This is a genomic window from Billgrantia tianxiuensis, from assembly GCF_009834345.1.
Classification (GTDB): Bacteria; Pseudomonadota; Gammaproteobacteria; order Pseudomonadales; family Halomonadaceae; genus Halomonas; species Halomonas tianxiuensis.
Genome location: NZ_CP035042.1, coordinates 159122 through 171764 on the forward strand (window position 1 = coordinate 159122; position 12643 = coordinate 171764).

The window sequence follows — 12643 nt, forward strand, 5'->3', positions numbered from 1 at the left end:
GGCTTTACCTGGGGGATGCGCTGGGTATCTGGGGGGGGGGGCTATGCGATGCTCTTGTTTTTTGGCGCCTTGCTCATTATTCCCGATCTCTGGCTTCGCGGTACCGCCCCGGTACGCTTTCACCGCCAGCGCCGCGAGGTGGCCTTCGTGGTGGAACGCCCTGGGCGGAAGGTCTTTCTGCCGGCCCCCAGCGCGCACCTGATGTACGGCTTCTGGTTTGCCCTGTTTTCCATGAGTGGCATGTTCACGCTGGTCAGTCTCGGTGGACGCGGAGGCGAGATGCATATGTTAGATCGCCAGGGCATTGCGCTGATGGCGACTGTTCACCTGATCATCTCCCCCGCCCTGGCCATCGGTTATGTCCTCTTCTACCGCTGGGTGCGGCGCCTGGCCGGCTGGCGCAAGGAGACCGTCTTCGTTCCCTGGGAAGACGTGGTGGCGGTGGCGACCCGAAACATGGCCGTCACCGTCGGTGGGCCGGCGGGGCTGGGCTGGGAACTGCACATCCTGCCGCCGGACCCCGAGCGGCCGGGCTATAGCCTGGCCGGTGCCGGTGTCTCGGCCGGCATGACCGGCTTGCAGATGGCGATGATGCAATGGGAGCTGATCCGTCGCTACATGGAAGAGGGCCCCGAGGCGACACCCGAACGCGCCGACGACTATAGCGTGGCCTGGTACAAGGAAGAGATGGCCCGGCAACGGAAGCGCCATGAGCGGGAGGGCAAGCCGTTCTGGCGCTACCGCCTCAAGTGCTGGATGGAACTGGCCTACTTCGCCAGCTGGTACACCGAGTACCGCGCCAAGCATGTGCTGCCCAAGGCCAGCCCCAAGGGCTGGTTACAGGAGTGGTCCCAACCGCTTCCCGAATCCCAATGGGCCAGGCCCTCGGCGGCACTCACCGAACTGACCCGTCAGGTAGAGGCCGCCTACGAGCGTGGCGAGACTTTCCTCGATCTCGGGCCGGTTGAGGAACGCTTCGGGCACCCAAGTGCCGGCGAGACGCCGAAGGCAGCCTATCCCAGCGTGCCCTTTGCCGCCCACTCAGGCTGATACCAGAAAGGGGCTGGCTTGGCATGGACGAAGCCAGCGTGAAGAAGATCCAGGAAGAGAAGTACCGCAAGAATATCCGTCTTCGCTAAGCCGTAGCGAATGAGCCAATAACTGGGCCTTTATGGGGAGGCCCTGGCCCCGCTGTTGCCTGAAATCGCGCAGCGGGGCGGAAAACGACGAAAGCAGGGAAGGCGCCTGAGCGTCTGCCCCGGCGGTAGCGTGAACTTATAAGGCAAAGCTAATTATTTGCCCGTGAAGTTTCATGCTCTATAAGCGAGGCTGCGAGCCCATCGATGCAGCCATAATGTTACCAACGACAGGGATAGTGAAATGCTGCCAATCAGTTTCAAGACCTCCTTCGACATCCAATTCATCACACGTCTCTACCATCAGTTGCGCGAGCATGACGATTCGATTGCGCTGCTGCTGAGAACCAAGAGTGGGCGTAAGACAAGCGATGCAGAAAAGGCAGCTCTTGGTGAAATTCGAAATGCCAAGGGAAAAATGTTCTTTGGCATGAATGGGAAGGAAGGAATCGTGCACCTCAAGAAGGCTGGGAGCCTCGATGCACCGCTACTGGCCTGTCTCAAGGAGGAGGGTGTCGGTCAGCAAGACGTCACCTATGATCTAGGTGCCATCGGCGTTTGTGCGTATGCAGTCCTGGTGGCTGTTGTCGGGTTCCTTTATTCCAGCCAAAACTATATGCCGGTCCTGTTTCTGATCCTTCTAGCCTGTATCGCTTGCACGCTGCTTGGGGTGGCGTTGATGGCGCACGCCTATAAGGAAGGCAACGAGGCATGGGCAATTCCTGGCCTGGCATGCCTGGGCATTGGAGCCTTGCCTACGGCACCTGCGAGCCTGCTGGTGCTTCCCATGATGACGGCGCTAGGCCGTGCCAAGTTGCAGCGCCTACTGCGGCAGGGTGATGATGCAGTGATATCGGAAGCTTCTTTACCTCAGTAGTGAGACGAATAGGTGCCAGCAACAAAAAGCCCGGCCTTGCGGCCGGGCTGGATCTTCGCTTCCTTACATCCTCCTCGGGCATCCTTCCACCCCGAGCATCCTTGGATATCGAGTCTTCCTGACTCGGTCGTCCCTGGCTGAGCCTCCGTGCCCAGTACGCCTTCACTTTGCCAACTCGAAGTGCCCTCGGCCTTAACCTGTAGCAAGGAGAAGGTAGAAAATCGTCTTCCGAGTCGCCGGTAGCATCTTGCCCGTGTCGATTCGGCATTTGTGGGGTTGGTCAGGCGTGGCGCTGTGTCGCACCTCCCGGCTGCGGATGGACGCGCAGCAGCCAGGAAGCGGCCGCGACGCCGGTCAGGCCGAAGATGGCGCCGGGCAGGGCGCCGAGCGCCAGGCTGGCGACGATGCCGCCGAGCAGCGCCGCGCCGCCGGCGAAGATAGCCGGTGCGGCGGTGGCGGAAACCACGTCGCGCTTGCGGCGCATCTCGAAGGTCACCACCGCGATCATCACGGGGGCGACGGCCACGATGCACAGCGCAATCCACCACAGGCGGCCGAGCCAGAAGCCCACCTCGCCCGGTATGCCGGCGTCGATGGGCAGGCCCAGGCGCTCGCCCAGCCAGGCGGCCGGCAGTTCGGCGAGCTTGTGCCAGAGGTAGAGCGGCATGCCCAGGGCGCCGAGGATCGTCACCGTCCGGTCGATTCGGCGGCGCTCCAGCAGGCGGCGCACGGGGGCTTCGAAGGTCAGCGCGGCGCCTACCTGAATCCACATCACGCCGACCAGCGCCAGGGTGGGCGGCAGCAGGTTGCTGGGCACGCCGAAGGCACCGTCGACCATGGCCACGGGGTAGCCGGAGGCCACGGCGGCGGCCAGCCACAGAAGCCCGAGCAGCAGCAGGGCGAGGCCGCAGCCCAGGCCCGAGAAGCGGCCGCGCTTCCAGGCGATGCCGAGCTGCTGCGGCAGCAGCCAGACCACCGCGGCGTTGAGCCAACCGATGCCGCCACCGTTGGCGGTGACGCGAGTGCCCAGCTCCAGCAGCTCGCCGGGAGTGCTAATGCCGGCGCGCAGCAGGTCCACGGCGGCGGCGATCAGCAGCAGCCCTGCCACGGCCTTGAGCCCCCAGCGGTTGTCGGCCCACACGCTCAGCGGCAGCAGGGCCTGCACGCCCAGCAGCATCATCAGGAACCAGAGGTGTACGGTGAGCGAGTGGTTGAGCGGGCCGAGCAGGCGTCCGCCGGTGTAGGCCGCCAGCAGGACGAAGGCCACCAGCACCGCCAGGTAGGTGACGGTGGGGCGGGCCAGGCCCAGTGCCCGGCCCGCCCACCAGTGCAGCTGGCGCTGGCCCTGATCCAGCCGACGCTGGGCGCCGTCGGCGCTGACCGCGGCCGAGACGAAGATGAACAGCGGCACCACCTGCAGCAGCCAGGTGAGCACCCCGGCGCCGGTCCACACCAGCAGCAGATGATCGGTGGTGGTCATCAGGCCGTTTTCCAGCCGTGGCAGGGTGGCGATCCAGTGGCCGAATACCACCACCAGCAGCGCGCCGGCACGCAGGGCATCGGGTAGCGATCCCGAGCTGGCTGCGGTGTGGCTGTGCTATCCGAAGCCGGGCCTCGCCTGTGGGTTGCTTGTTTCATGGTGTCTCGTTCCCATTCGATTTGGCGCTTGCAAATGGTATATGCCTGGTGGATATTAGTTATCGAACAGTGTTTCCTAACATCATCCATGAAACGTAAGCGCCTTGCAAGAACGCCGTGAGAGTCGCTGAACAGAGGAAATCGCCATGGATACCCACACGCTGTTGGTCCATGTCCTGCTGTACGTTTTCCTGCCGCTATGGGAATTGCCGGCTTCGTCGACTGGTGCTGTCACCGTGCCACGCACATCGAGGAGACCTCGGGGCTGAAGGAGACCTTGATGCACTCGGCGATGGGTATTCAGGTGGGCATCCCCATCCTCATGTGCCTGCTCTACCGCATCAACGTGCTGGTGCTGCTGATCTGCCTGCTGGCCTGGGTACTGCACGAGGCAGTGGCTCACTGGGACGTGCACTACGCCGCTCCCCGGCGTCACATCAGCATCTGGGAGATGCACGCACACAGCTACCTGGCCAGCCTGCCGTTCTACATGCTGGCGATGATCATGGTGATCAACTGGCCGGTGGTGATCGACCTCGTCTCCCTCAACTGGGCCGGGCAGATGCGGCTGATTCCCGTCGAGGTGCCACACGGCGGCGAGCGCTACCTGCCCTACTACCTGACCTTCATGGCACTGCTGTGCGTATTTCCCTATCTGGAGGAGAACCTGCGCTGCCTGCGGTATTACCTGAAGCACAGAGGAGAGCCGGCGTGAGCGTCTATATCACCAGTACTGGCCACTACCTGCCTGGCGAGCCGGTGGACAACGAGCGGATCGAGGCGGTGCTCGGCCTGGTGCACGGCAAACCGAGCCGGCTCAAGCGCCGCATCCTGCAGTCCAACGGCATATGCCAGCGCCATTACGCCATCGATGCCGAGCACAACACCCTGATCAGCAACGGCGAGATGGCCGCCCGGGCGGGCCGGGCCTGCCTCGACGACAGCTACCTGGACAAGTCGCGGCTCGAGATGCTCAGCGTGGCCACCAGCCAGGGCGACCTGGTGCTGCCGGGATTCGGCAGCATGGTCCAGGCCGAGCTGGGTGTGGCCGATGTCGAGCTGCACAGCAGTCACGGCATCTGCTCGAGCAGCATGATGGCGCTCAAGGCGGCCTACACCGGGCTCAAGGCCGGCGAGCACGACAATGCCCTGGTGATCGCCAGCGAGCTGGCCTCGCGGCTGTTCAAGGCCAGCCGCTACGAGGTGGTGGCGCAGGAGATCGACTTCAATGCCGAGTTCCTGCGCTGGATGCTGTCGGACGGCGCCGGGGCGCTGCTGCTGGAAAACGAGCCGCGCCGGCGCTGCTTCCGCATCGACTGGATTCGCGGCTTCTCCCACGCCGACGCCTACCCGGTGTGCATGAGCGTCGGCCGCGCCGAAAGCGATGGGCGCAGCTGGCAGGACTTCGCCACCTACGCCGAGGCGGAGGCCGCCGGCGCCCTGCTGATCCGTCAGGACGTTCGCCTGCTCGACAACATCGTCAAGCTGGGGGGGACGGCCTGCTGCGGCTGATCGACGAGGGACGGGTCGAGGTAGGGCGGATCGACCACGTGCTGTGCCATTACTCGTCGCACTACTTTCGCGGCAAGATCTTCGACATGTTGATCCAGGCCGGCGCGGCCATCCCCGAGGAGAAGTGGTACACCAATCTCTATACCCGCGGTAACACCGGCTGCGCCTCGATGTTCATCATGCTCGACGAGTTCCGGCGCACCCAGAGTCATCGAGCCGGTGACACCATCCTGTGCATGGTGCCGGAGAGCGGTCGCTTCAATAACGTCTACATGCAGCTCACGGTCGTGGAGGAGTAACCATGGAAAGCAAGGTCACCACCCAGTTGGGCCAGGAGTGCCTGCAAGGGTTGATGCGTGTGTGGTTCGACTTCGAGCGCCAGCTGGGGCGGGTGCCGATCATCCAGCGCCTGGAGCGCGGCAGGTTCACCCGCGAGGATTACCGCAACCTGCTGCTGCACCTGCGCCAGCAGGTGATCGAGGGCGCGCGTTGGATCACTCGCGGTGCCTCCAGCTTCGAGCGCGACTACGCCGACGTGCGCTCGGAAGTGATCGGTCACGCCAAGGAGGAGCATCGCGACTACGAGATGCTGGAGGCGGACTTCGTGGCGGCGGGCGGTGCGCTGGAGGAGATCCGCGCCGGCCGACGCAACGCCGGCAGCGAGGCGCTGCACGCCTTCATGATGTATCGCGCCAGCCAGCCCAACCCGGTGGATTTGATCGGCGCCATGTGGATCATCGAAGGGTTGGGGCAGAAGATGGCCAGCGACTGGGCGCGGCGGATCGACGAGGCCACCGGTGGCGATGGCCGCTACACCTGCTTCATGCGCTACCACGGCGAGAACGACGACGCCCACCTGGACAAGCTCTACTCGCTGATCGACCGGGTCTGCCTCACGCCGGAAGACCAGAAGTCGATCCTGCGTACCGCGCGGGTGGTGGCGCGGCTCTATGCCCTGCAACTGGAGGAGGTCGACCATGGCTGACAGCAGGCGAAGGCCCCGCAGCCCCTTTCTTCGTGCGCTGGAATTCGACGATTCGCTGCCCATCCAGCCCGAGGCGGTGCGGCTGTGGCTGAACGACATCGAGAGCCCGACGCGCTGGTCGCTGCGCCCGCTGCTGCAGTTCCTGCTGGCGATGCTGCTGCATCTGATCTGGTTCGTGAAGCGCCTGCCGCTGCCACAGTTTCGCGCTCACGGCCTGCTGCAGCGGTTGATCTGCTGGTTCTGCACCCACTTCGTCAGCCCTAGCGCCAATCAATTGATCCTGCGTCACTTCGCCACCGAGTCCAACATCCTCAACTTCCTCATCGACAACTGCCCGGAGGTCTCGGTGGAGCCGCTCACGCTCTATCCGAGCCGCATTGAGGACATGCTCGACGCCAGCTTCGTCAAGCACGATCAGGAGCTGTTCCGGGCGATCGAGGAGATGGGCCTCTGGCGGCAGCGCCCGGCCCCCCTGGCGCCGCAGGCGATCAGTTGGGCGCATTGGCGTCCGTTGGCAGAGAGCGACTTCGAGCTGCCGCGCAGGCGCACCCAGGTGCTCGATTTCGAGAGCGCCCATGCGCTGTTCATGTGCCTGTTCTGCCTGCTGCTGACCCGCGAGGAGTACCGCGACGCGATCAATGGCTTCAACCTCGACCAGTCCATCGCCATCCGCGTCGGCCAGTTGATCGGCGACCCGACCCTGGCCGAGATGGCCTACAACAAGTACCCGCACTACCTGGTCGGGCCGTGGAACCTGAGCCAGCGCTTCCTGATGCACGGCTTCTTCACCGAGTACCTCTACGCCCGGCTGGAGCGGCTCAGGCTGGCGTCGGTGGCAAGCAAGCCGCGCCCCTAGCCTTAACCTGTAGCAAGTCAGGTGCAATATCTTGGGCGCTTCATTTCCACTTGATGTTGCAGCCCATGGAAGGCATCTGCTTGGCATCCGGTGCCTGATCGGCCAGTACCGCATCCGCGGCGGCACGCAGGTCCTTGCCGGTTACCGGTGTCTCCTTGCTGGGGCGGCTGTCGTCGAATTGGCCGCGGTAGGCCAGTCGATGGTTCCGGTCGTAGAGAAAGAAGTCCGGCGTGCAGGCGGCCTGGAAGGCGCGGGCCACTTCCTGGGATTCGTCCACTAGATAGGGAAAGGAGTAACCGCGTGCCTGGGCTTCTTCGACCATGCGCTCGGGGCGGTCGTCCGGGTGCGCTTTAAAGTCGTTGCTGTTGATGGCCACCACCGCCAGGCCCCGGTCTCCGTACTCGCGAGCGAAATCGGCGAAGGCATCGGCGATGTGTTTCACGAAGGGGCAGTGATTGCAGATGAAGACCACCAGCAGGGGCATATCATGGAACTGCTTGCTGTCGACTTCCACGCCGTGTGGGTCGGGCAAGCGGAATGCCGGCAAGGGACTGCCCAGTTCCATCATGTTCGAAGGCGTCAGTGACATGGATGCGAAGCCTCCCGTTCATTGATGCCGAGAGTTCATTGGTTGAGGGTTCTGTCCAACAACAGCAGCGCTGCCTGCCAGGAGGAGGCGTCGGCGGCGGCGTTGTAGCCGAGGGGCAGGCCGAATTCCTCGGCCAGCGCGCCGGCACCGGGATTCGTGAAGCCATGGAGGGCCTGGGGATAAGTGATGACATCGACGTCGGCCCCCTGTGCCTCGAGCGCACGCGCCATGGCCGATAGGTCGCCACGTTCGACGAGCGAATCCGCGCCACCGTTGTGGATCTGCACGGCACCGTTGAATCCCCCGCGTGCGGAGGCCGCCTGGATGGGGGCGCCGTGAAAGCTGATGACGGCCTCGAGCGGCATGCCGGACAATGCCATGTTCATGATCACGCTGCCGCCAAAGCAGTAGCCGAGGGCCGCCATGCCGGTATCCGCCACGGCAGGATGCTGGCGCAGCTGGGACATTGCCGCTTCGAAGCGGGCGCGTGCGGCTGGCCAATCCTGCATGACCTGTGAGGAGAACTCGCCCGCTTGATCGGGGTGCGTGGCGACCTGGCCGTCGCCGTACATGTCCACGGCCAATGCAACGAAGCCCAGCGCGGCGAGCTGGTCGGCACGTGCGCGGGCATAACTGTCGAGCCCCCACCACTCGTGCACCACCAGGACGGCCGGCCGGGGCCTATTGTCGTTGACGTTGCGCGCCAGGTATCCCTGATAGGTTTGGCCACCGGTCGAATACTCGAACGTCTCGCCTTCGACGCGAGGCCCCCACGAGGTGATGCGTTCCGGCTCGGACTCAGGGTCAGCCCCTGTCGGTAGGCTGCCTTCCTGGGCCATGGCCGAGCCTGTCATCAACCCTGCGATCAGGCACAAGAGCATGAATAATGGGCGCATGCGAAGCTCTCCTTGCTCGTTTTTCTTGGTCAGGTCTAGGAGACAGAGGGCGTGAGTCACCCTTTATTAACATAGCTGCCCTCGGAAGCCCGCGTATACTGCCCTGGCCTGAATCCTTCGGGTTGGGCTGGTGTATCTGCCGCTAACGCCGTGGCGGCGGCCCAACGAAAAGCCCGGCCTTGCGGCCGGGCTGGATCTTCGCTTCCTTACATCCTCCTCGAGCCTCCCTACCGCTCGAGCATCCCTGGATAGCTGAGTCTTCCTGACTCGTCGTCCCTGGCTGAGCCTCCGTGCTCAGGTACAGTGCCACTTTGCCAACCGAATGCTTGGTTGGCGTTAACCTGCGGCAAGAATTCATGTAGGAAATTGCCTACACGCCTTGTAAGTCATTTCTTACTTCGCGGAGGTGCGATGGCGATGCCCAGAGGTCATCTCACCCCGAATGGCAGTACCGCGGCGTACACCGCGAAGTAGTGGCAGGTACTGCCGCCGAGCACGAACAAATGCCAGATGGCGTGGTTGAAGGGAATCGCGCTGATGGCGAAGAAGATCACACCCAGGGTGTAGGTGATGCCGCCGGCGGTGAGCAGGGCGATACCGGCGGTGGGCAGGCTGGCGCTCAGCTCGCCGCCGGCGAACACGATCAGCCAGCCCATGATCAGGTAGATCGCCACGCGCAGTGCGCCGAAGCGGTGGGGCCAGGCCAGCTTGCAGGCGATGCCGGCAAGCGCCAGGCCCCAGACGATGGCGAACAGCGTCCAGCCGGTGGGGCTACGCATGTTGACCAGCAGGAAGGGCGTGTAGGTACCGGCGATCAGCAGGTAGATGGCGCAGTGGTCCAACTGCTGGAACATGCGCTTGAGCCGCGGATGGCGCACGCCGTGGTAGAGCGTCGAGGCGGTATAAAGCAGCACCAAGGTGATGCCGTAGAGGCTGATGCCGACGATCTTCCACGGGTCGACATGGGCGGCCATGCTGGCCAGTACCAGCAGTACGACCACACCGGCCAGACTCAGCGCCGCGCCGATGCCGTGGCTGATGCTGTTGAGCAACTCCTCGATGAGGTGATGACGCTGGCCGACTGGGTATCGTATGGGTGGCATGGGGTCGTGTCCGTCAGGGCGCCCCGATGCCTTTACGCTCAGGGCTTGCGTTCGATATCCACGTCGCCGGCCTGGGTGAAGTCGCCCAGCGCCATCATGTGACCAAGCTTGCCGGCCTTGGTGGAGAGATAGTGCTCGTTATGAGGATTGAGACCCGTGGTCAGCGGCACGCGTTCCGCAATGGTGACGCCGGCCTGGGTCAGGGCGTCGACCTTGCGCGGATTGTTGGTCATCAGGCGCAGGCCGTTGATGCCCAGATGCTCGAGCATCGGCACGCAGAGGTCGTAGCGGCGCAGGTCGGCGCCAAAGCCGAGCCGTTCGTTGGCTTCCACGGTGTCGGCGCCCTGATCCTGCAGGTGGTAGGCGCGGATCTTATTGAGCAGGCCGATGCCGCGGCCTTCCTGGCGCAGGTAGAGCAGTACGCCGCGCCCTTCGTCGGCGATGCGCTTGAGGGCTTCCTGAAGCTGGTAGCCGCAATCGCAGCGCATCGAGAACAGCGCATCACCGGTCAGGCACTCCGAATGCACCCGGCCGAGTACCGGCTCGCCGTCGGCCACGTCGCCCAGCGTCAGGGCGATGTGATCCTTGCCGGTGGCTTCGTCCTCGAAACCATGCATGGTGAAGGTGGCCCAGGGAGTGGGCAGCCGGGAGGCGGCGATGAATCGAATGGTCACGGGGTACCTCGGTCAAGACCACGGCGATGCCGGAAGTGAATCCCGCATTCTAGCAGGAACGCAGGCCTGGCTCACGAATGTACGGCGTTACCGAACTTGGCCCGGGTCAAGCCGCGCGAAACATGTTGCGCTACAATGGACCGACATTTCCTGTGGAAGACTGCCTGCATGGATCTCAAGAACGATCGCTTCCTGCGTGCCCTGATGCGTCAGCCGGTGGATCGCACCCCGGTATGGATGATGCGACAGGCCGGCCGCTACCTGCCCGAGTACCGCGCCAGCCGTGCCGAAGCCGGCAATTTCATGGACCTGTGCCGCAACCACGAGCTGGCCTGCGAGGTGACGCTGCAGCCGCTGGAGCGCTATCCGCTGGATGCCGCGATCCTGTTCTCCGATATCCTCACCATTCCCGACGCGATGGGGCTGGGGCTCTACTTCGAGACCGGCGAGGGGCCCAAGTTCCGCAAGCCGGTGCGTACGGCCGAAGAGGTCGCGGCGCTCACGGTGCCCAATGCCGAGCGCGACCTGGACTACGTGATGCGCGCGGTTGCGACCATTCGTCGCGAGCTTAACGGTCGCGTTCCGCTGATCGGCTTCTCGGGCAGCCCCTGGACTCTGGCCACCTACATGGTGGAAGGCGGCTCGAGCAAGGACTTCCGGCATGTGAAGACCATGCTCTACGACACGCCCAGCGTGATGCACGACCTGCTCGATACGCTGGCCAGCGCGGTGACCGACTACCTGAACGCCCAGATACGTGCCGGCGCCCAGGCGGTGCAGATCTTCGACACCTGGGGCGGTGCGCTCTCCACGCCGGCCTACCTGGAGTTCTCGCTGCGCTACATGGAGCAGATCGTCGCCGGGCTGATCCACGAGCACGATGGGCGTCGCGTGCCGGTCATCCTGTTCACCAAGAACGGCGGCCAGTGGCTCGAAGACATCGCTCTGGCAGGGCCGGATGCGGTGGGCATCGACTGGACCACCGAGCTGTCCGACGCCCGTGCTCGGGTGGGCCACAAGGTGGCGCTGCAGGGCAACCTCGATCCCAACGTGCTGTTTGCGCGGCCGGCGGCCATTCGCGCCGAGGTGGGCCGCATTCTCGACAGCTACGGCCACGGGCCGGGGCACGTGTTCAACCTGGGTCATGGCATCAGCCAGTTCACCAACCCGGACAACGTTACCGCCTTCATGGAGGCGCTGCACGAGCTGAGCCCGCGTTATCACCGTGCCATCCAGCATCAGAATGCCTGAGGCTCGCTGGCTGCGGCGGTTGGCCTGGAGTGAGGGGAGAAAGCGCCAGCGCTTATGGGCGGCGCTGGCCGTGCTGGCGGCCGTGGTCATCGCCATCGGTAGCCTGACTCCCGGCAGCGAGATGCCCACCAACCTGCCGTGGGACAAGTTCAACCACTTCGTCGGCTACGCCGGCCTGGCGGGTCTGGCCGGCTTGGCCGGGCTGCCGCTGGTGCGGGCCTTCATCGCGGTGGCGCTCTACGGCATCTGCATCGAATACCTGCAGATTCCCGTGCCGGGGCGCAGCGGCGGCGACTGGGCCGATATCCTGGCCAATACCCTGGGCGCGGCGACAGCGGTGCTGGTGCTGGCTGGTATCAGGCGCTATTGGCTGCGGCCGTAGGGCACCGAACGCCCATACGACGACGCCCGCCATCGACCGATGGCGGGCGTCGTCGTGTCTGGGAGGGGGTTGCCTACTGCACTTCCGCGCGCTCGATGATCACCGCCTCGCGCGGCACGTCCTGGAACGGGCCGCGGCTGCCGGTGGGCACCCGCTTGATGGCGTCGACCACGTTCATGCCTTCCACTACGCGTCCGAACACCGCATAGCCCCAGGCCTGGCCGGAGTGGGTGCCCTGATGGTTGAGGAAGCCGTTGTCGTTGACGTTGATGAAGAACTGCGCGGTGGCCGAGTGCGGGTCGCCGGTACGCGCCATGGCCAGGGTGCCACGCTCGTTGCGCAGGCCGTTGTCGGCCTCGTTGCTGATCGGCGCCCGGGTCGGCTTCTGGCGGAAGTCCTGATCGAAGCCGCCGCCCTGGATCATGAAGCCGTCGATCACGCGATGGAACAGGGTGCCGTCGTAGTGGCCTTCCTGCACGTAGGTGAGGAAGTTCTCTACGCTCTTGGGGGCCTGCTCGTGGAACAGCTCGATGGCGATGGGGCCGTGGTTGGTGTGAAGCACCACGTCGGCGGCGTTGGCATGGGCGGCGGCCAGCGGCAGGCTGGCGGCGGCGAGCAGGGAGATCAGGGTTCGCTTCAGCACGGGAGCTCCTGTTGTTCGTGATGGTGTGCGGCGAGGAAAATGGGTGCCTAGCAGCCTGTCGGGCTTGACCGATCGTCGCGAGAAAGTCGGGTTTCGTAGCA

15 protein-coding genes are annotated in these 12643 nt (G+C 64.4%); 9 read left to right on the forward strand and 6 right to left on the reverse strand.

All coding sequences use genetic code 11. The annotated features are described in order from the left end of the window. Positions 1 to 48 precede the first annotated feature (48 nt). On the forward strand, positions 49 to 1050 hold the full coding sequence (locus tag EKK97_RS00730) for a hypothetical protein (RefSeq protein ID WP_159547992.1): 1002 nt from the start codon (positions 49 to 51) through the stop codon (positions 1048 to 1050). Positions 1051 to 1380: 330 nt separating this feature from the next. Beyond that, positions 1381 to 2013, forward strand: a complete 633-nt coding sequence (locus EKK97_RS00735; RefSeq protein ID WP_159547994.1) for a hypothetical protein — start codon at positions 1381 to 1383, stop codon at positions 2011 to 2013. Positions 2014 to 2293: 280 nt separating this feature from the next. On the opposite strand, the gene EKK97_RS00740 is transcribed toward EKK97_RS00735, so the two are convergent. Beyond that, the gene (locus EKK97_RS00740) at positions 2294 to 3568 is read right to left on the reverse strand and encodes an acyltransferase family protein (RefSeq protein WP_277987347.1); all 1275 of its coding nucleotides are present in this window, start codon (positions 3566 to 3568) and stop codon (positions 2294 to 2296) included. Positions 3569 to 3850: 282 nt separating this feature from the next. Here EKK97_RS00740 and EKK97_RS00745 point away from each other — a divergent pair, with 282 nt between their 5' ends. Genes EKK97_RS00745 through EKK97_RS00760 form a run of 5 tightly spaced genes read left to right on the forward strand, consistent with a single transcriptional unit; the run spans position 3851 to position 7004 of the window. After that, positions 3851 to 4366 (forward strand): diguanylate cyclase, encoded by a 516-nt coding sequence (locus EKK97_RS00745; protein ID WP_236551336.1) that lies wholly within the window; start codon positions 3851 to 3853, stop codon positions 4364 to 4366. Further along, positions 4363 to 5163 (forward strand): 3-oxoacyl-ACP synthase, encoded by an 801-nt coding sequence (locus EKK97_RS00750; protein WP_236551337.1) that lies wholly within the window; start codon positions 4363 to 4365, stop codon positions 5161 to 5163. The genes EKK97_RS00745 and EKK97_RS00750 overlap by 4 nt, the downstream gene beginning before the upstream one ends. Before the next feature lie 38 nt (positions 5164 to 5201). Then, a complete protein-coding gene (locus EKK97_RS24135; protein ID WP_236551338.1) occupies positions 5202 to 5462 on the forward strand; it encodes a 3-oxoacyl-[acyl-carrier-protein] synthase III C-terminal domain-containing protein in 261 nt (86 codons plus the stop codon). Between the two features lie 2 nt (positions 5463 to 5464). Next, complete coding sequence (locus tag EKK97_RS00755; protein WP_159547998.1) at positions 5465 to 6148, forward strand: iron-containing redox enzyme family protein; 684 nt, start codon at positions 5465 to 5467, stop codon at positions 6146 to 6148. Next, the gene (locus tag EKK97_RS00760; RefSeq protein WP_159548000.1) at positions 6141 to 7004 is read left to right on the forward strand and encodes a DUF6999 family protein; all 864 of its coding nucleotides are present in this window, start codon (positions 6141 to 6143) and stop codon (positions 7002 to 7004) included. The genes EKK97_RS00755 and EKK97_RS00760 overlap by 8 nt, the downstream gene beginning before the upstream one ends. A 40-nt stretch (positions 7005 to 7044) precedes the next feature. Here the strand turns inward: EKK97_RS00760 and EKK97_RS00765 are convergent, their stop codons facing one another. From EKK97_RS00765 to ribA, 4 genes are all read right to left on the reverse strand, one after another. Continuing rightward, entirely contained in the window at positions 7045 to 7593 is a 549-nt protein-coding gene (locus EKK97_RS00765; protein WP_159548002.1) for a thioredoxin family protein, read from the reverse strand. 35 nt (positions 7594 to 7628) lie between these two features. After that, positions 7629 to 8489: a dienelactone hydrolase family protein gene (locus EKK97_RS00770; RefSeq protein WP_159548004.1), complete on the reverse strand. Its 861-nt coding sequence runs from the start codon at positions 8487 to 8489 to the stop codon at positions 7629 to 7631. A 428-nt stretch (positions 8490 to 8917) separates the two neighbouring features. Further along, entirely contained in the window at positions 8918 to 9592 is a 675-nt protein-coding gene (gene trhA, locus EKK97_RS00775) for a PAQR family membrane homeostasis protein TrhA (RefSeq protein ID WP_159548006.1), read from the reverse strand. A 38-nt stretch (positions 9593 to 9630) separates the two neighbouring features. Beyond that, positions 9631 to 10266, reverse strand: a complete 636-nt coding sequence (gene ribA, locus EKK97_RS00780; protein ID WP_159548008.1) for a GTP cyclohydrolase II — start codon at positions 10264 to 10266, stop codon at positions 9631 to 9633. Between the two features lie 168 nt (positions 10267 to 10434). Between ribA and hemE the strand changes: the two genes are divergently transcribed. Beyond that, positions 10435 to 11517, forward strand: a complete 1083-nt coding sequence (hemE, locus tag EKK97_RS00785; protein ID WP_159548010.1) for a uroporphyrinogen decarboxylase — start codon at positions 10435 to 10437, stop codon at positions 11515 to 11517. After that, the gene (locus EKK97_RS00790; protein ID WP_159548012.1) at positions 11510 to 11899 is read left to right on the forward strand and encodes a VanZ family protein; all 390 of its coding nucleotides are present in this window, start codon (positions 11510 to 11512) and stop codon (positions 11897 to 11899) included. Before hemE ends, EKK97_RS00790 begins: the two co-directional genes overlap by 8 nt. 73 nt (positions 11900 to 11972) lie before the next feature. Here the strand turns inward: EKK97_RS00790 and EKK97_RS00795 are convergent, their stop codons facing one another. Further along, positions 11973 to 12494, reverse strand: coding sequence for a peptidylprolyl isomerase (locus EKK97_RS00795; RefSeq protein ID WP_276574609.1), 522 nt, complete (start codon positions 12492 to 12494; stop codon positions 11973 to 11975). Positions 12495 to 12643 lie beyond the last annotated feature (149 nt).